This window comes from Legionella taurinensis, from assembly GCF_900452865.1.
Classification (GTDB): domain Bacteria; phylum Pseudomonadota; class Gammaproteobacteria; order Legionellales; family Legionellaceae; genus Legionella_C; species Legionella_C taurinensis.
This window is the reverse complement of record NZ_UGOZ01000001.1, coordinates 1,443,323-1,460,247: the sequence shown is the minus strand read 5'-3', so window position 1 is coordinate 1,460,247 and position 16,925 is coordinate 1,443,323. Positions and strand designations below refer to the sequence as shown.

Here is a 16,925-nt window from a genome sequence, read left to right as displayed (position 1 = left end):
CAAAGACCAATAATTGACCATTATGGGTTTATTACTATATGATGATTAATTTTCTGTGCATCATAGGGGTGGCCAATGCCAAAAAACATATTGTTCAGTTTTCTTTCGTATCGCAAGAAAAGAAACAAAAACAGTCTTGAACATGCGGAATCCATTAACCTTAAACAAACACTCGACAAAAAAAACTATTTTTTGGTTGCGCTTCCCCCCATAGATTATTGTTTGAACCATAACGAACTGAGCTATACCCTGCTTAAGCACCATGTCAGTGTTTACGAAAATGAATCACAGGTCATTCCGCAGTTAAGCCAGCTTCATTACACCGCTGATTTTACTGACTTAAACGGCGATGAATTCCGGCTTCATGTCTATTACGACAGAAAGGATCAGATGGTATCCGGACCGCATTTCAGCATAAGGGTCGGCCACAACAAGTATCGAGAACTGGATGTGTCGTTAGTCAGCCAGGAGTTACTCACTCTGGCAGAAACGTCTGTGCATGCCGTCATTGTTGAAATCAGAGAAAAATATTTACAGACCTATAATCAGTTGGAGCTGGAATATCAACGTCTCGACATCCAATGCAGTCTCCTTTATGAAGAGAGAGAGGGTAAACGGGCAGAGTACCTGGCTAAGTTGAAAAACTTCATTAAAGTGACCCACAATTTAGCCCTGCTGACGTCGCATAATCACTATGCCCAAAAGCACCTTTTTCTCACGCGCATGTTAAAGACCGCGGAGGCCGTTATGCCCGATGCGAAAACATCGCTCGACGCGCCAATGACAACGGCGTCAAATCAGACTTCCTCTAATCCTGACAAAAATAAATCGTCCAAACCTAATGCAAACCTGGTTTCAGTCAGTTCAAAGGCTAAGCGCAACACGACAGTTCAGAAGAAACTAACCCAGGAATTAGGGGAAATTGAGAGGCAGGTGGATAAACTCGCCAAACAGTTTGCAGATCTTGCTTCCGAATCCTTAGCCAGAGAGGGGCTGGAATACACTCGACGACTGGCTGATTTGTGGGCTCGCTGCAATCAATATTCGCTTGAAGCAGACTTCCTTCTGCCCTCGCAGGCCCCCATTAGCAGTTCAAAATGCCTGAGCAAACTGCAACAATTAACCCCAAGTCTTGAAAAAGCCTGCAAAGAGCACTTTTTATATTTATTGAAAACAAAACAGTTCGCCGCCGCGAAACTCCTGCAGAACTTCTATTATCTGCTGGATATGAACAGGCTTTGCTCCGCCCTGGAAGACAATAACGCCGAATTACTGGACTTCATTCTTACGCATGGCGATGACCTGGTACTGGACAATCAGGTTCTTATCCTTAACAAAAAGAAATACACCAATGCGGTTTCTTTCTGTTATGAATCGAATTCCGCCGACTGCCTTGCTGTCTTAATCAAGCATGACGCGTCCCTTTTAATCCCCGACAGCCGAGGCCTGCCGCTGGCTTATTCCCTGTTAACGGAACCCAGGCATCCACTAAAGGACGTATTGGCGGCCTGCCCTGAAAAAACCACGTCATCCAGTGCTTTTTATTTCGCTCTGAAAAACGCGCTGCGTCATTACCTCAATACTCATACGCTGTCTTCTGAGGTAACCAATAAAATCAACGCAGCCATTGCCTATTATCAGTTACAGGCTCACGATCTCCTTTTCAATCGCGACCTGGGCCTTTTAGGACAACAGGGTAACTACTCCATTAGCGCCATTACCCTTTTAATGAATGAGTCATTACCACTTGACTTGTTGCAGGACGAAGCGACTCAACGCGCTTACAGCCAATGCATAGACCGTGCGATGCAATTTTTCAAACCCCTGCGGACTAAAGCCAGGATGGACATGCTCAAATGTTTTCACGGCAGTTTAAACGATCTGTCTCAATTATTTCGTAACAATGACGTGCCAGACTCCGATCGTTCTGGCAAAGTGATTTTTTTGCAACAGTACCTCTATGATGTAGAAATCCTGTGGCAGGATCTGGACGAGTGTACTCGCGGACTCAGAAAAGCCTCTTCCCTGCACGCTCAGCAGCAGATTCAGATCAATCTTACGGAAGCGATTCTTAATCTGTGCAACCGCTATAACCTGACCATGTCCTCCTCTGAGGATGAAGACACCAGCCTGGACGAAGAGGAAAGCCCGGTTAACGTCAATCTGATGGATGTTTTGTTCGGTGCCACTCCCTCAGCGAAATCCATGCCCGGCTGGATGAGTTTCTTTAACGGGGGAGCCGACAAAAAAGAAGCCGCATCCCCGCAACTAAACAGGCCCGAGGGAGAAAAACCAGACCAGGATGTCAGCAGCAAACCATTGAGCCATTCTTAAGAACAAGGCCTGTCACCCTGACAGGCCTGACCCTTAGCGCGCCTGCATACGCAAGGCGCCATCCAGACGGATGACTTCACCATTCATCAGTTCATTTTCAATGACGTGAATTGCTAAACCCGCAAATTCATCCGGTCTGCCAAGACGCTTGGGAAAGGTCACTGTTGCAGCAAGACTGTCCTGCACCTCCTGGGGCATGGTCAGCAATAAGGGGGTTGCGATTAAACCGGGGGCAATGGTGTTCACGCGGATGGCATGCTGTGCCAATTCCCGCGCGGCCGGCAATGTCATGGACACCACCCCGCCCTTTGAAGCGCTGTAAGCCAATTGACCAATCTGTCCCTCGTAGGCGGCGATGGATGCTGTATTGATGATGACTCCCCGCTCATGACTGGCCGGTTCCAGATCGAGTGTCGTCATGGCATGGGCTGTAACCCGCATGACATTAAATGTCCCGACCAGATTAATATCAATGACCTGTTTAAATGCAGCAAGAGGCATAGGGCCTTCTTTTCCTACCATGCGTTTGGCCGGGGCAATACCAGCGCAGTTAATCACAATCCGCGGCACGCCAACCCGGTGAATGGTTTCCTGCAGAGCATGTTCCACCTCGGTTTCCGAACTGACATCGCAGGGTATTGCCATCCATTCGCTGGGATTTAAATGCTCAACCACCTTATCCCAGATCACGACGTTTACCCCGCGTTGCGATAATGCGTCGGCACACGCTTTCCCCATACCTGAGGCGCCGCCGGTAATGACGGCGATTTGATTATCCAGATTCATCGATTGTTTTCCTGACTATTGTTTTAAATAAGCGTTACTCAATGCTTTAAATTCAGGGGTGCCTGCCTGCCCTACCCATTCGAAAAAGATCATTTCGGAGGTAACCAGTTCAATCCCTGCCTGCTTCATGCGCTTTAAACCGTATTTTAAATCCTGATCATGACGGCTGCTTACGGCATCCACGGCGACATACACTTGAAAACCCGCCTCCAGCAAATCAACGGCTGATTGTAAAACACAGACGTGGGCTTCAATGCCGATCAAAACCACCTGATTTCTAGCCAGGGTGGTCAGGCTGTCTTTAAACAGGGGCTCGCGCCAACTGGAAAAATGAACCTTGGATAACGTTTTATCACCTGACTGCAGGGGTTTAACCGTACTGCCTAAACCGCTTGGGTATTGCTCGCTGATTAAGACAGGCACATCCAGCTCTTTGGCCAGTCTCATCAACCATTGACACCGCGCTATCGTTTTTTCCGACTCCAGCACAAACGGCGCCAGTTTCTCCTGAACATCGATTAGCAACAGACAGGAATCATCCTTTTTAAGCAGCATGCGTGCTCTCCTTGTGTTTTTTCAATGGCAATCATGGCAAAAATTGCGTTGTGAGACAAATTTTTATTGACAGAAATCAACCGGCACAATTACAATGCACTAATGTTCTATTACGTTAATACATTATTATGAAACATCAGCACAGCGACAAAACCCAGGCAATCCATCATCTCATGCAAGCCATCAGTGTTTTGCAGAATGAAAACGAAGCGGCGGCATTTTTTAATGATTTGTGCACGCCCGCGGAGTTGGAAGCCATGGCTGATCGTTGGCAGGTCGTCCCCTTACTGCGTGAAGAATTGCCTTACCGCACCATTCATGACCAGACAGGGGTCAGTGTGACAACCATTACCCGGGTTGCACGCTGTCTGACCCGTGGAACTGGGGGGTATTCACTTATCGCAGAACGGTTGGAGCAGTCTTGAAAACACGTATTCGTATCGCCTTACAGAAAAAAGGTCGTTTAGCCCAGGAGTCACTGACTCTTTTACAACGTTGTGGTTTAAAATTCCGCCTCAAAGACAATGCCTTGCTCACCCACGTCGATAATTTTCCTATCGACTTGCTTTTTGTCCGTGATGATGACATTCCAACGCTGGTATTCGATGAACTCGCCGACGGCGGCATAGTGGGTGAGAATGTTTTGAACGAAGCGTCACTGGCCTGCAAAGACAAGCACTACAAGCTGGTGTTACCGCTGGGCAGCTGCCATTGCCGGCTTTCGATTGCAGTCCCGGAAAACGGGTCTTACGAATCACCCGGCAGTCTGGATGGGAAGCGCATTGCCACCAGCTACCCCCTGCTGCTGCAAAACTACCTTGACCAATACCGGATTGCCGCAGACATCCTGCAATTGTCGGGCTCGGTGGAAGTTGCGCCCAGACTCGGCATGGCCGATGCCATTTGTGATTTGGTTTCAAGCGGGCAAACCCTTGAGGAGAACAAATTGCGCGAAGTGGCGGTAGTCATGCACAGTCAGGCTGTCTTTATTCAGAGCACCCGGCTTGTCCCTGACTCACTCCAGGCCGTTTTTGATCTGTTAAAGCGCCGCATTCAGGCTGTTCAACAGGCTCAGGAACGTAAATACATTCTGTTTCATGCCCCTAAACAGGCCCTTGACACCATCTGCCGTCAACTGCCAGGAGCAGAGTCGCCCACCGTGATTCCTTTGCCGGCCACGCCGGATAAAGTGGCGGTCCATGTTGTCTCCAGCGAAGGGATTTTCTGGAATACCCTGGAAAACATCCAATCCTTAGGCGCCAGTTCCATTCTGGTTCTTCCTATCGAAAAAATGCTGGAGTAATTAAGATGTTGTCGATTTACACTGCCCAATCGCTGTCCCATGAGGAAATTAAAACACTGTTCACGCGGCCTTTAAGTGACGAGGATGTTGAATCCGCCGTACGCCCTGTTCTGAATGCGGTAAGGCAAGACGGCGATGACGCCGTGCTCGCTTTCACCCGTGAATTTGACGGGGTACTGGTCAATGAATTAACGGTGTCATCCGAGGAGATGGCCAATGCCCGCATTGACGAGTCGGCTTTAATGGCAATCCAGACGGCCATTGATACGATACGCTGCTACCATGAAGCCGTCAAACCGGACACTAAACGGGTATCAACCGCGCCGGGTGTCTGCATTGAACGCCAATACCGTCCTATTCAGCGGGTGGGGCTTTATATCCCTGGCGGCAACAATACGCCATTGATTTCTTCACTGCTGATGCAGGCCATACCCGCAGCCATTGCCGGGTGTCCCCTAAAAATAGTGTGCACGCCGCCCGACAGACTGGGCCACATTAATCCGCACCTGTTAGTGGCCGCACGGCTGTGCGGCATTGATGCGGTATACAAGGCAGGCGGCGCTCAGGCCATCGCGGCCATGGCCTATGGTACCCAATCCATTCCCAAAGTGGACAAATTGTTTGGTCCCGGCAACCGTTACGTCACCGAAGCCAAACGCCTGGTCAGTATGGAACCCATGGGACCTGCGATTGACATGCCTGCTGGCCCTTCCGAAGTTATGATCGTGGCCGATGACGAAGCCAATCCTGATTTTGTCGCCGCTGATTTGCTGGCGCAGGCGGAACACGGCGTCGATTCGCAATCGATCCTGCTTTGCGCGTCAGCCGCTTTCGCCGAAGCAGTGAATCAATCACTGATCCGGCAACTGCGACGATTGACACGCCAGGCCATTATTCAGCAGTCGCTTAAGCACAGTTTTGCCCTTATTACCGCCTCGCGGGAACAGACCCTGCGCTGGGTTAATGATTATGCCCCCGAACACTTGATTATCAATTGCCGGGATGCAGCGGACTGGGCAGCGCAGATTCAGGCTGCGGGCACTGTCTTTCTTGGTCCCTGGGCCGCTGAAACACTGGGGGATTACGTGACAGGAAGCAATCACGTATTGCCCACCAACGGCTGTGCGCGTCATCACAACGGATTAAGCACAGAGGATTTTTTAACGAGGATGACGGTGCAAACCATTGACCCGCAGGGTCTTGTGTCCGTGGGGGAGGCCGCCTGCGTGCTGGCTTCACTGGAAGGCCTTGATGCGCATGCCAACGCGGTGAAAATGCGTCTGACAACGATGGAGAGTTAACATGTCAATTCTGGATTTGATTCGCCCGGATCTAAAAAACATTAAGCAGTATGTCCCGGATGGGGATAGGCAATCATGCCGCCTGCATGCCAATGAATTACCCTGGAGCCCAATCCAGTTAAACGAGGTCGCTCTGAATCACTACCCCAGTGCGTTGCAGGTGAAACGGCTCGAGCAACGTCTGGCGCAATTGTACCAGGTCGATGAAGACCAACTGGTCATCACCCGCGGCAGTGATGATGGGCTTGATTTGTTAATGCGCCTTTTTCTTCGGGGTGGCAGCGACAGCATCCTGCAATGCCCACCCACGTTCCCCATGTATGCCTTCTATGCGCAATTGCAGCAGGCAGGGATTCGCAATTGCCCTCTGAACGCGGAGGATCAATTTAATTTTTCGCTGGACGCTCTTCGTCAACAATGGCAGCCGGATTGCAAACTCATCATGGTTTGCCGCCCCAATAATCCCACCGGAGGGCTGATTGACCTGCAGACCGTCAGTGACATGTGTGAACAATGGGCTGGAAAATCAATGGTTATCGCGGATGAAGCCTACATTGAGTTTGCCCAGACAGAAAGTACTGCACGCTTAATTCCGCTTTACGACAACCTCATCGTGCTCAGAACCTTATCCAAGGCCTATGGCATGGCCGGTTTACGGGTGGGCAGCATCCTTACCCAGGCTCCCCTGATTCAAGCCATCCAACGCATCATGTCACCCTTCCCTTTTTCCAGCGCCGTCTTGGACCTGGCTGAACAGGCGCTAAGCCGCCAGGACTGGTTTGGTGAAACCGTAGAAAAAATTCTGGTTCAACGGGAAATTTTACACGTGCGTCTCAGTCAACACCGCCTGGTTGACACAGTCTATCCCAGCCGTACCAATTTCCTGCTGGTTAAAAGCCCCCATGCGCAGGCCTTACAGCACTGGTTTGCAGAACAGGGCATTGCGGTGCGTCATTTTCCCAGTTCGCCCCTTTTACAGTCCATGTTACGCATCACGGTAGGCGATGAACAGCAGAATAACCGGTTGATGGCGGCTCTTGACGCCTTCCCAAAACAATGAGTGATTTATGCAAAAAATACTTTTTATTGACAGAGACGGGACCCTCGTTGAAGAGCCGTCTGATTTTCAGGTGGACAGGCTACAGAAAATCCGCTTGACCAAGGGCGTTATCCCAGCCCTTTTGCGTCTTCAGCAGGCCGGATTTCAATTGGTGATGGTCAGCAATCAGGATGGGCTTGGGACAGCGTCCTTTCCCATCGACGATTTTCAGTTATGCCACGACTTTATTCTGGCGCTGTTTCAATCGCAGGGCATCGTCTTTAGCGATATCCTCATTTGCCCGCACCGCGACGAGGACGCCTGTGGGTGTCGAAAACCAGCGACTGGTCTGCTTGACCGCTACCTCCAAAGTGGCAGGCTTGACCAAAGCAATGCCTGGGTCATTGGCGACAGGGAAACGGATCGGCAATTGGCCGAGAATTTAGGCGTTTCTTTTTTACCGATTAATCAAAACCAGGGCTGGGATCAGGTTGTGACGCGACTGTTAACCCGGCAAACGTCACTTACGCGCCGTACGCGCGAAACGGCTATTGCGTTGCAGTTAACCCTGGACAGTGACGAAGACAGTCGGATTGACACGCCGATTGCCTTTTTCAGCCACATGCTGGAACAGGTGGCGCGCCACGGCGGCTTTAACCTTAAACTGGAGGCTCGCGGCGATACCGACGTCGATGAACACCACCTGGTGGAAGATACGGCCTTAATTCTGGGCGAGGCCTTGAAACAGGCGTTGGGCAACAAGTGCGGCATCGCCCGTTATGGCTTTACCCTGCCCATGGATGAATCCCTGGCCTCGTTGGCGATTGACTTGGGTGGCCGCGCCCATTGTACCTTTGACGCGCCTTTTACCCGCGAAGCCGTCGGAGGGTTGGCGACCGAGATGGTCCCGCACTTTTTTCAGTCGCTGGCCAGCGCGCTGGGGGCAAGCCTTCACATTCAGGTCAAAGGACAAAACCACCACCACATGATCGAAGCCTGCTTTAAAGCCTTAGGCCGTGCCCTGCGCCAGGCGATGACTGTTGAGGGTTTAAGCTTACCAACCACCAAAGGTGTTTTATGATTGCTGTCATCGATGCCACAGGCAATAACTTAACGTCGTTAGGCAATGCGCTGACCCGTTTGGGCTATGACTATCGCCTGACTCACGACCAGGCCGTGATTGCCGACGCAAGCCACGTGATTTTACCCGGCGTGGGCGCGGCGAAAGCCGGGATGCAGGCTCTGGCGGACAAGGGTTTAATTGCCCCCCTGCGACAGCTTAAGCAACCGCTTTTAGGCATTTGCCTCGGCATGCAGTTATTGTTTGAACACAGTGAGGAAGGCGATGTCGAAGGGCTTGGGTTATTGCCCGGCCGAATCAAGCGTTTGCCTGTCCGAGACAACTGCCCGGTACCGCACATGGGCTGGAATAAATTGCACTGGTGCAGGGACACGCCTTTAGCCACAGGGCTGACACCACAGGACTATGTCTATTTTGTCCATGGCTATGCCCTGTTCGACAGCGAATCTGCCGCGGCCTATTGTCACTACAGCGAACGCTTTACTGCGGTAGTCCAAAGAGGAACTGTTTCCGGCATGCAGTTTCATCCGGAAAAATCAGCCCGCACCGGCCTGATCTTACTTTCTAATTTTTTACAGTTGGAGTCATGATGTTACTCATTCCTGCCATTGATATTCAGCAAGGCCACTGTGTTCGCCTGCAACAAGGTGATTTCAGTAAAACCACGATTTACCCCAAATTACCCCAGGCTTTAGCTCAGCACTACTGCCAGCAAGGGGCGAGACGCCTGCACATTGTGGATCTGGATGGCGCCCAATCCGGTGCCATTCAGCAATTGTCGGTCATCAAGGCGTTGCAGACTGTGGGCGCCCGCCTGCAGGTCGGCGGCGGCATACGCCGTTTGGCAGCCGCCCAGGCCTGCCTTGAATTAGGCGTGAGCGAACTGGTTATCGGCAGCATTGCCGTCAGCGATCCGGCCAAAGCATCGCAAATCATTCACTACTGCGGGGCCGAAAACATTGTTCTGGCTGTCGATGTCCGCCTGGTCGACGGCATTCCCAGGCCCGCTATTCATGGTTGGCAGACCGACACTGCCTTGTCATTATGGGAGGTGATTGAGCAGTACCGGCAACAGGGAGTTAAGCAGGTTTTATGCACCGACATTGCGAAGGACGGCATGATGTCAGGCCCGAACTTTGCGCTCTACGAAGAGGCAATCCAACGATTCCCTGACATTGCCTGGCAAGCGTCTGGCGGCATTCGTCACCACCAGGATTTAAACAGACTGAAAGCCATCGGCCTGTCTGCTGCCATCCTGGGCCGGCTGTTGTATGAAACGGATTTTGATTTGCGCACCGCGCTGATGGAGGCTGTCGTATGTTAGCTAAACGCATCATTCCCTGTCTTGACGTACGCAACAATCAGGTGGTGAAAGGCGTGCAGTTTCGTAATCACCGCGTGGTTGGCGACATTCTTGAACTGGCTGCCTGTTACAGTGATCAGGGGGCTGATGAACTGGTTTTTTACGACATCACCGCCAGCAGCGACCAGCGTTCGGTTTCTGAAAACTGGGTCAATCAGGTTGCCGCCACCCTGACCATCCCTTTTACTGTGGCCGGCGGAATCCGTACCCTGGACCAGGCGCGCCGCATTCTCAATGCCGGTGCGGATAAAATTTCCATCAATAGCCCAGCCCTGGAAACACCGGATTTAATTGATAAACTGGCCCAAGCCTTCGGCAGTCAATGCGTGGTGGTAGGCGTCGACAGCCAATGGGTTGACGGCGACTATTATGTTTACCAGTACACAGGGGACGAGGGTAAAAGCCAAAACGCTCGCCGCAGGACCTGTGATTGGTTAAAAGAAGTTCAGGAACGGGGGGCAGGCGAAGTGGTGTTGAACTGCATGCGCGCTGATGGCATGCGCACAGGGTATGATCGGGTGCAATTGACCGCCGCACGCGAGCTGCTTTCCATTCCCCTTATCGCCTCCGGCGGCGCTGGCGATGCAAATCATTTCGTCGAGGTCTTTCAACAATGCCGGGTGGACGGCGCCTTGGCCGCCAGCATTTTTCATGAGCAGCGGCTAAGCATTGCTGACGTTAAAAAGACACTCGCTCAACACAACATTGAGGTGCGACCATGTTAAACAATTTATCGACACCGCTTGATTGGCAAAAAATGGCAGGACTCTTGCCGGTGATTGTGCAGCATCACCAGGACGGGCAGGTCTTGATGCTCGGTTACATGAATGAAGAAGCGCTGCAGGTAACGCTTGAGACGCAACTGCTCACCCTCTACAGCCGCAGTAAACAACGCCTGTGGCAGAAAGGCGAAACCTCCGGCAATACCATGACGGTCATGGCAATCAGTAGTGACTGTGACCAGGATGCTCTTCTTGTTCAGGTAAAGCCTGAGGGACCGGCCTGTCACTTAGGCTTTACCAGTTGCTTTCAACCGTCAAATGACAGGTCGCTTGCTTTTTTAGCGGCATTGATTGCGGTTATTCAGCAACGCGGGGCCACAACGGATTCATCCAGTTATACCCGGCAATTGCTGCTGAGCGGCACTGCACGCTGTGCGCAGAAAGTCGGGGAAGAAGCCGTTGAGACAGTCATTGCGGCAGTCAAAGGCGATCGCGCGGAACTGGTTAATGAAAGTGCGGATTTGCTTTATCATCTGCTTGTGTTGCTTAACGCCTGTGACGTCAGTTTTTATGAGCTGCTCGATTGCCTTAAAGAACGAAACGGGAAACGACAAAACCAATAAGGATTTTTTTCATGTTGATTTATGAAGTCAATTTAACGGTCGAGGTGGCCATTGTTGAAGCCTTTATGGGGTGGTTAAAACCTCATATTCAGGAACTGCTCGGCTTTGAGGGGTTTTTGAACGCCATGGTGTCCATGGACAGCGAATCCCAGACAAGTGAACGCCGCACGCTGGTCGTGCATTATTACTTAGCCAGTGAAGACCATTACCACAATTACATCCGGGATCATGCTCCAAGGATGCGGCAGGATGGTATTGACCGTTTTGGCAGTCAATTCACCGCCACCCGCCGCGTGCTCACTGTGCTGAACAGCTATTCTGCTGAATCGGATTAAACCACAGCGAGTAACACCGCAGTCAGGTAATTGCCCTCCGGAAAGGATGGCAGCGTGGGATGGCAACTTGCCGGTCCAAAAATGCCGACTAGCCGAACCTGTTTCCCGACCATGGCCGCTTGACTGGCGGCAAGGGCTGCAAATTCCTGGGCTGACAAAGCCGATGAACAATTGCAGGTCATTAACAACGACCCAGGCGTCATGGCCTTGAATACTTCCCGGTGCAGGAAGCGGTAATAGTTTTTCGCGCGATTCAAATCGCGTCTGGAGGGAACAAGCTTTGGCGGGTCAAGGATAATCAAATCATAATGACCTGCCTGAGCGAGGTAATCACGGGCATCCGCCGCCACCCATTCCACCTGGTTCACCCCGTTTAATTGGGCATTGCGGATGGCTTGTTCAATGGCGGGTTTGGAACTGTCAACAGCCGTGACTTTCAAGGCCCCTGCTTTAGCCGCATGCAAGGCAAAACCGCCGGTGTAGGAATACAGATCGAGTACCTTTTTGCCTTTGGCGAGCGCCGCAATGCGTTGGTGATTTTCCCGCTGGTCAATGAACAAACCGGTTTTTTGGGCGGTTGAAAAATCAATCTGGAAACGCACACCGCCCTCGACTATTTCCGTTACCCGCGGATTAACCGCTTCGGCTTCCGCCTCCCAGCCATCCTGATTTAAGGGTTTACTCTGCGAAAGCCAAATCACTTCATCACAGGGCATGATTTCCTGAAGGCAGGCAATGATCTCGGACCGCTGCGCCTCTACCCAATACGCGGAACTCGAAACAGCACAACAGGTATTGAAACAATCAATGGTTAAACCCGACAAGCCATCGGCTTCACTGTTAAACAGGCGATAGGCGTTGGTGGCTTCATTGGGTAAGTTTAAGGCTTGCCGCAGGGTAAGGGCTTGCCGAAGCCGGTGTTTAACAATGCCTGCAAACGAGGAGCAGTCGATTTTTTCAAATGCCAGAGCCAGTACCCGGACCCGGTAGAGGGAATGCTCGTTATACACACCAGTCCCTACAAGCGCTCCCTCGGCGTTCAGGATAGACACCAGCTCTCCGGTTTGCAGGTGGCCGATTGTTTTGGCAATGGCCTTGGGAAATATCCAGGGGTGTCCACGCAAGATACTGGACTGTTTGCTCTGTTCGAGTACAACTGAGGCATTCATTTAACTATTTCCCAAAAATGAAAAGTGGGCTAATCTACACCAGAGTATTTAACCGCCGCAAGGCCATTATTATAACAAGAGGTGTATTATGAAAGCTAACTTTACCAAACCAGTCTCCATTTTAGCCAGCCTGCTGTTTTGTAAAGTAGCGATGGCGGGCCCCTGGTACACCGGTCCTTTGCTTGCTCCCTCTGGCCACACTATCCCTAAAGGCCATACCAACCTTGAAACCTATCTGTTTTACAATGACAATGACGGTGTTTACGACAAGCATTGGAAATTAACGCATACGCCAGCCAATATCAGTACCATCATTAACCCTATCTTTTCGCACGGTTTAACCGACCGGCTGGATATACAGTTTATCCTGCCTTATACCTTCAACCGCTTCCGCGGGACTTCCTCGCACAAGGTCAGCGACACGGCCGTGACCTTAGGCTATCAGGTGCTTGAACAAAAAGACTCCAAATGGCGTCCTGATCTGCGCTTCACGGTTCAGGAAACCCTGCCCACCGGTCAATACGAACGTTTAAGTCCGTTTGCCAATGGCACCGACGCGTCCGGGATTGGCAGCTACCAGACGGCCTTAGCTCTTAATTTCCAGCACTTAAAGCCCTTTAATGACACCATTTACCTGCGGACGCGTTTAAGCTTGGCCTACATGCACGCCAATGACGTCAGACTGCGTGGCATCAACACGTTCGGCGGCGCTCTAGACACCGATGCGACCCTGGATCCCGGTGATCTGGTCAGTCTTGATTTAGCGGGTGAGCTCAGTTTGACTCAACATTGGGTCGCCGTGTTGGAAGGCTATGTTGCTAACCGTCAGGCGACAACCTTCAGAGGCAACCCCGGCACCACAGCCGCCGGCCTGCCCGCGCCTTTAGGCCATGGTACTGTTGATCAGATTACCTATGCACCCGCCATTGAATACAACTTCAATGAGAACATCGGTTTAATCGGCGGCGTGTGGAAAAGTGCCGCCGGTAAAGACACGGGTGAGTTCACGTCCTATGTGCTGGCGTTGAATGCCTACTGGTAATCAGCGATCTCCAAATGACGTCCTGCCAGCCTTCGGGTTGGCAGAACCTTCCGTTATCTTGCCCGCGGTATCCATTTCGTCATCTGGATTTTAATGGCGTCGCCCTGGGATTTTCACCCTATCGCAGCTTCCCTTAAACATGGTAGCATCGCTTTTTTGCTGATAAGGAACGATCATGTGGTTTAGTAATGCCCTCATCTACAACTACGAATTAAACGAACCCGTCGATTTCAATGCCGCATTGAGTGAAGAACGGTTAAAACCCTGCCCGCCCCACGCCCGATTTATTTATGGCTGGCTGCCGGCTTATCAGGATGAACTGGTTCAGGAAGTGGCCGGTGTCAGTCACTTTTGCCTGGGTAAAGAAGAGCGTATCCTGCCCCGAGGCGTCATCAACCGCCTCCTGGCTGAAAAAATTCAGGCTCTGGAAACGCAACAGGGCCGTTCGATTAAACGCGCTGAAAAAGCCCAATTGGCAGAAGATCTTGAGTTTGAACTGTTGCCCAAATCGTTTTGTGTCCAAAAACGGTTGCCCGCCCTGCTCGACACAAGCTGCCAACGTCTGATTATCAACACAGCCAGCGAAAATCAAGCGTCGCAACTCCTTGCCCTGCTGCGCAAATCAATACCCGGGATTCAACTGGAGCCCTTGTTTCATCCCGAAAATTTAGCGGCACGTTTTGCTGAATGGATTTCGGAGCCAGGTTCGCTGCCAAGCCCCTTTCAGTTAGCTTCTGACTGCCTGCTTTTTTCACCAGGTGATGAAAAAAAACGGGTCAATTGCAAAGGCTATGAATTACCGGCCGAAGAAATTATCACGCTGTTATCACAGGGTCTGGTCGCCGCGGAAATTTCATTAATCTGGAATGAACGCATCCAATTGACGCTGACCCATGAATTGACCTTCAAACGCTTGAAATGCCTGGATTACCTTATTGATGAATTCAATGACATCAGTCAACTTGAGGAAGACTACATGCAACGCGACGCTGCCCTCACGTTATTATGCGGCGAATTGCGTGCCTTAACCAATGACCTGATGAATGGACTTCAGCAAAAATCCACAAACGCAATTGCTCCATCCCTCGAAAAAGAAGCGTTGCCCGCCTAGCCGCATGGGCAGGGTGGCTTACGCTTTCCCTGCCTTACTTTCCCCTGCCCTGGCCCGTAGGTCAATCAGCGATAGACCACGGATTTCCCCTTCTTTCGCCGTAAAGTGAATGGCGGTGGAAACCCCGGCTGTGGTGATGTAGAGATGGTATTTTCCCGGTACCAACCCGGTCGCATAAAATTCACCGGCCGGTGTCACGGTTAACGGGATGACGGGGTGATACCAGGGCTCGGATTGCTTGATGGTATTGATCTCATCCAGGGTTAATACAATATTACCGTATTGAAGCCCACGCCAGGGGAGCACGCGGCCCACGACCCCGGTGCCCTGGCTGTGTGAACGCTTTTTCAGCACCACTGGCCCCACACGCTGAATCGACCGGTTATCCACTGGAATGACAACGGGTTGATAGCCGGGGAGCGCGAACGTCAGCGAATGATCGGCTGCCTGAGTCACAAAATAACCCTCCGGGCTAAGGGATATATTGCTTTGCACCATGCCCAGGGGCTCCGGACCCCGAATGACCACTTGCCCATACACGATGGGAAATTTTTTCTCCCGGTTCAGTCGGCTGGCCTGCTCATCCAGCACCAAAGCCAACTCCCTGTTGCCCCGCTCAGCAAGCCATTGCAGCCAGTGGTTGAAGTGGGCACTGACTGCTTGCGGCGGCAAACCCAGATCCAGTTTATCCCAGGCATTCACTTCATCGCGCACGCGATAGGCTATAGCCAGTTGCGCCTCACTCAGGGCGTCAGTCAGGTGATATTTTTCCTTAAGCAAGGCCGCCTTACTTTTTGCTTCGGCGTATTGGGAACTGGATAAGCCCTGTTGATAAAAAGACAGCAGTGTGTTTTTATCCGGGTACCGTTCAGGCAGTAAGCTGACATAAATCAGTTGCCAGGCAAGCGCCATGATACGATCTTTTTTCAGCGTGGTACCAAAATAATAATTTCTGCCTAAAGACCAGGCCTGATAAAGCTGGTAGTCGCGGCGTAAGGAAGGGATGTCTTCAGCAGTGAGGGCTGGACTGGACCAACCCTGGCTGCTGAGTAGCAAAGCCAACAGCCCACAGGCTGCCTGGCGAAGCCTTTTTTTAACTGAGCGCGCTGTCATTGAGGGGTTGGTTAGGGTAAGTGGCATTGTAAACCGCCAGTGCATCAGCCGCTGCTTTTGTTAATCCCAAAGCCAGATTGGATTTATACAGCAACACCAACCCCGGCTGAGCGGCAGGCGCCTGCGGATAGTTTTTGACTAAATAGCTCGCACGCTCGGCCGCGGCCACGTATTTTTTACGCTCAAAGAAATACTTCGATGCATTCAGTTCTCTTTGCGCAAAGGTATTTCTTAAATAAATCATGCGCTGCAAGGCATTGGGTTTATAACGGCTGTTGGGAAAACGTTCGATTAATGCCGAAAAATCACTGTAAGCCTGCGCCTGAGTGCCTGCATCCCGCATGGATTCATCGAGGGGGATAACATTGGCAAAAGAGCCGCGAGGTTGATTAAAGTTAGCCAGACCTTTCATGTAATAGGCATAATCCACGTGCTGGGCGCGTGGATAGAGGTGAATAAAGCGGTCTGCCGTGGCTGCAGTCGATGCGTAATCGCCATTCTGGTAGTAGGCATAAATCAAATCCAGTTGCGCCTGCTCAGCGTATTCACTGAAAGGGTACATGGATTCCAGGGCTTCGAGACGTTTGGAAGCGGTTTGATACTGCCCTTTGGCAATCGCGTCTTTTGACTGATCAAACAACTGTTTGGCGCTCATGCCCTTGTAGGGACCATTGTCATCATCATCGCGTCCCCATTTGGAACAGGCACCAAGAAATAGAATCAGGCTTATCAGGACTATCGCTTTTAATTGTTTCATTTATTAACACCCTGTAAAACGCTCGCCGTCATGAGACGGCAATACTTTGCAAATGCCGCCCATTATACCCATCCTGCAACAATTTGCGAACTCTCGAAAGGATGAATTACCGACTCTTTTCTTTTCCAAATTCATTAAAAAATAATTTGCAATGCACCTGGGCTTACGATACTATTTCGCACTGTCGGAGAGGTGGCAGAGCGGTCGATTGCGGCGGTCTTGAAAACCGTTGAAGGGCAACCTTCCCAGGGTTCGAATCCCTGCCTCTCCGCCAAATTTGTCTAATGTTTC

The 16,925-nt window shown here is 51.2% G+C and carries 18 protein-coding genes and 1 tRNA gene; 14 read left to right on the top strand and 5 right to left on the bottom strand.

The annotated features are described in order from the left end of the window. Positions 1 to 75 precede the first annotated feature (75 nt). A complete protein-coding gene (locus DYE45_RS06825; RefSeq protein ID WP_115300663.1) occupies positions 76 to 2,334 on the top strand; it encodes a hypothetical protein in 2,259 nt (752 codons plus the stop codon). 33 nt (positions 2,335 to 2,367) lie between these two features. Here DYE45_RS06825 and DYE45_RS06820 read toward each other — a convergent pair whose 3' ends face one another. Further along, entirely contained in the window at positions 2,368 to 3,120 is a 753-nt protein-coding gene (locus tag DYE45_RS06820) for an SDR family NAD(P)-dependent oxidoreductase (protein WP_108291807.1), read from the bottom strand. Between the two features lie 15 nt (positions 3,121 to 3,135). Then, the gene (locus DYE45_RS06815) at positions 3,136 to 3,675 is read right to left on the bottom strand and encodes a hydrolase (protein ID WP_108291809.1); all 540 of its coding nucleotides are present in this window, start codon (positions 3,673 to 3,675) and stop codon (positions 3,136 to 3,138) included. A gap of 128 nt (positions 3,676 to 3,803) precedes the next feature. On the opposite strand from DYE45_RS06815, the gene DYE45_RS06810 reads away from it, so the two are divergent. From DYE45_RS06810 to DYE45_RS06765, 10 genes are read left to right on the top strand one after another with little or no spacing between them, the layout of a single operon-like run. Further along, the gene (locus DYE45_RS06810; protein ID WP_108291811.1) at positions 3,804 to 4,100 is read left to right on the top strand and encodes a YerC/YecD family TrpR-related protein; all 297 of its coding nucleotides are present in this window, start codon (positions 3,804 to 3,806) and stop codon (positions 4,098 to 4,100) included. Next, the gene (hisG, locus tag DYE45_RS06805; protein WP_108291813.1) at positions 4,097 to 4,978 is read left to right on the top strand and encodes an ATP phosphoribosyltransferase; all 882 of its coding nucleotides are present in this window, start codon (positions 4,097 to 4,099) and stop codon (positions 4,976 to 4,978) included. The genes DYE45_RS06810 and hisG overlap by 4 nt, the downstream gene beginning before the upstream one ends. A 5-nt stretch (positions 4,979 to 4,983) precedes the next feature. Then, entirely contained in the window at positions 4,984 to 6,279 is a 1,296-nt protein-coding gene (gene hisD, locus DYE45_RS06800; protein WP_115300662.1) for a histidinol dehydrogenase, read from the top strand. A gap of 1 nt (position 6,280) precedes the next feature. Next, positions 6,281 to 7,339 carry a histidinol-phosphate transaminase gene (gene hisC / locus DYE45_RS06795; RefSeq protein WP_115300661.1) on the top strand — a complete coding sequence of 353 codons (1,059 nt, stop codon included), beginning with the start codon at positions 6,281 to 6,283 and terminating at the stop codon, positions 7,337 to 7,339. A gap of 7 nt (positions 7,340 to 7,346) precedes the next feature. Further along, entirely contained in the window at positions 7,347 to 8,399 is a 1,053-nt protein-coding gene (gene hisB / locus DYE45_RS06790) for a bifunctional histidinol-phosphatase/imidazoleglycerol-phosphate dehydratase HisB (protein WP_115300660.1), read from the top strand. Beyond that, entirely contained in the window at positions 8,396 to 8,989 is a 594-nt protein-coding gene (gene hisH, locus DYE45_RS06785) for an imidazole glycerol phosphate synthase subunit HisH (RefSeq protein WP_108291821.1), read from the top strand. Before hisB ends, hisH begins: the two co-directional genes overlap by 4 nt. Next, positions 8,986 to 9,723 carry a 1-(5-phosphoribosyl)-5-[(5-phosphoribosylamino)methylideneamino]imidazole-4-carboxamide isomerase gene (hisA, locus tag DYE45_RS06780; RefSeq protein ID WP_310790362.1) on the top strand — a complete coding sequence of 246 codons (738 nt, stop codon included), beginning with the start codon at positions 8,986 to 8,988 and terminating at the stop codon, positions 9,721 to 9,723. Before hisH ends, hisA begins: the two co-directional genes overlap by 4 nt. After that, positions 9,717 to 10,487 carry an imidazole glycerol phosphate synthase subunit HisF gene (gene hisF, locus DYE45_RS06775; protein WP_108291825.1) on the top strand — a complete coding sequence of 257 codons (771 nt, stop codon included), beginning with the start codon at positions 9,717 to 9,719 and terminating at the stop codon, positions 10,485 to 10,487. Before hisA ends, hisF begins: the two co-directional genes overlap by 7 nt. Next, positions 10,481 to 11,107 carry a bifunctional phosphoribosyl-AMP cyclohydrolase/phosphoribosyl-ATP diphosphatase HisIE gene (gene hisIE / locus DYE45_RS06770; protein ID WP_108291827.1) on the top strand — a complete coding sequence of 209 codons (627 nt, stop codon included), beginning with the start codon at positions 10,481 to 10,483 and terminating at the stop codon, positions 11,105 to 11,107. The genes hisF and hisIE overlap by 7 nt, the downstream gene beginning before the upstream one ends. 11 nt (positions 11,108 to 11,118) lie before the next feature. Continuing rightward, positions 11,119 to 11,442 (top strand): DUF4286 family protein, encoded by a 324-nt coding sequence (locus tag DYE45_RS06765; RefSeq protein ID WP_108291829.1) that lies wholly within the window; start codon positions 11,119 to 11,121, stop codon positions 11,440 to 11,442. Here DYE45_RS06765 and DYE45_RS06760 read toward each other — a convergent pair. Beyond that, positions 11,439 to 12,611: a class I SAM-dependent rRNA methyltransferase gene (locus tag DYE45_RS06760; RefSeq protein ID WP_108291831.1), complete on the bottom strand. Its 1,173-nt coding sequence runs from the start codon at positions 12,609 to 12,611 to the stop codon at positions 11,439 to 11,441. The two genes, DYE45_RS06765 and DYE45_RS06760, sit on opposite strands and share 4 nt — an antisense overlap. Before the next feature lie 88 nt (positions 12,612 to 12,699). Between DYE45_RS06760 and DYE45_RS06755 the strand changes: the two genes are divergently transcribed. After that, entirely contained in the window at positions 12,700 to 13,653 is a 954-nt protein-coding gene (locus DYE45_RS06755; RefSeq protein ID WP_115300658.1) for a hypothetical protein, read from the top strand. Between the two features lie 175 nt (positions 13,654 to 13,828). Continuing rightward, entirely contained in the window at positions 13,829 to 14,764 is a 936-nt protein-coding gene (locus tag DYE45_RS06750) for a recombination-associated protein RdgC (protein WP_115300657.1), read from the top strand. Positions 14,765 to 14,782: 18 nt separating this feature from the next. Here DYE45_RS06750 and DYE45_RS06745 read toward each other — a convergent pair whose 3' ends face one another. Then, positions 14,783 to 15,877 (bottom strand): hypothetical protein, encoded by a 1,095-nt coding sequence (locus DYE45_RS06745; RefSeq protein ID WP_115300656.1) that lies wholly within the window; start codon positions 15,875 to 15,877, stop codon positions 14,783 to 14,785. Beyond that, positions 15,858 to 16,634: an outer membrane protein assembly factor BamD gene (locus DYE45_RS06740; protein WP_108291839.1), complete on the bottom strand. Its 777-nt coding sequence runs from the start codon at positions 16,632 to 16,634 to the stop codon at positions 15,858 to 15,860. The genes DYE45_RS06745 and DYE45_RS06740 overlap by 20 nt, the downstream gene beginning before the upstream one ends. 186 nt (positions 16,635 to 16,820) lie before the next feature. On the opposite strand from DYE45_RS06740, the gene DYE45_RS06735 reads away from it, so the two are divergent. Then, positions 16,821 to 16,908, top strand: a tRNA-Ser gene (locus DYE45_RS06735). The last annotated feature ends 17 nt before the right edge of the window (positions 16,909 to 16,925 follow it).

What these genes read in the sequence shown, in the direction of transcription:
- DYE45_RS06825 (WP_115300663.1), top strand. Translation starts at nt 76, where the DNA reads ATGCCAAAAAACATATTGTTCAGTTTTCTTTCGTATCGCAAGAAAAGA.
- DYE45_RS06820 (WP_108291807.1), bottom strand. Translation starts at nt 3,120, where the DNA reads ATGAATCTGGATAATCAAATCGCCGTCATTACCGGCGGCGCCTCAGGT.
- DYE45_RS06815 (WP_108291809.1), bottom strand. Translation starts at nt 3,675, where the DNA reads ATGCTGCTTAAAAAGGATGATTCCTGTCTGTTGCTAATCGATGTTCAG.
- DYE45_RS06810 (WP_108291811.1), top strand. Translation starts at nt 3,804, where the DNA reads ATGAAACATCAGCACAGCGACAAAACCCAGGCAATCCATCATCTCATG.
- hisD (WP_115300662.1), top strand. Translation starts at nt 4,984, where the DNA reads ATGTTGTCGATTTACACTGCCCAATCGCTGTCCCATGAGGAAATTAAA.
- hisC (WP_115300661.1), top strand. Translation starts at nt 6,281, where the DNA reads ATGTCAATTCTGGATTTGATTCGCCCGGATCTAAAAAACATTAAGCAG.
- hisB (WP_115300660.1), top strand. Translation starts at nt 7,347, where the DNA reads ATGCAAAAAATACTTTTTATTGACAGAGACGGGACCCTCGTTGAAGAG.
- hisH (WP_108291821.1), top strand. Translation starts at nt 8,396, where the DNA reads ATGATTGCTGTCATCGATGCCACAGGCAATAACTTAACGTCGTTAGGC.
- hisA (WP_310790362.1), top strand. Translation starts at nt 8,986, where the DNA reads ATGATGTTACTCATTCCTGCCATTGATATTCAGCAAGGCCACTGTGTT.
- hisF (WP_108291825.1), top strand. Translation starts at nt 9,717, where the DNA reads ATGTTAGCTAAACGCATCATTCCCTGTCTTGACGTACGCAACAATCAG.
- hisIE (WP_108291827.1), top strand. Translation starts at nt 10,481, where the DNA reads ATGTTAAACAATTTATCGACACCGCTTGATTGGCAAAAAATGGCAGGA.
- DYE45_RS06765 (WP_108291829.1), top strand. Translation starts at nt 11,119, where the DNA reads ATGTTGATTTATGAAGTCAATTTAACGGTCGAGGTGGCCATTGTTGAA.
- DYE45_RS06760 (WP_108291831.1), bottom strand. Translation starts at nt 12,611, where the DNA reads ATGAATGCCTCAGTTGTACTCGAACAGAGCAAACAGTCCAGTATCTTG.
- DYE45_RS06755 (WP_115300658.1), top strand. Translation starts at nt 12,700, where the DNA reads ATGAAAGCTAACTTTACCAAACCAGTCTCCATTTTAGCCAGCCTGCTG.
- DYE45_RS06750 (WP_115300657.1), top strand. Translation starts at nt 13,829, where the DNA reads ATGTGGTTTAGTAATGCCCTCATCTACAACTACGAATTAAACGAACCC.
- DYE45_RS06745 (WP_115300656.1), bottom strand. Translation starts at nt 15,877, where the DNA reads ATGACAGCGCGCTCAGTTAAAAAAAGGCTTCGCCAGGCAGCCTGTGGG.
- DYE45_RS06740 (WP_108291839.1), bottom strand. Translation starts at nt 16,634, where the DNA reads ATGAAACAATTAAAAGCGATAGTCCTGATAAGCCTGATTCTATTTCTT.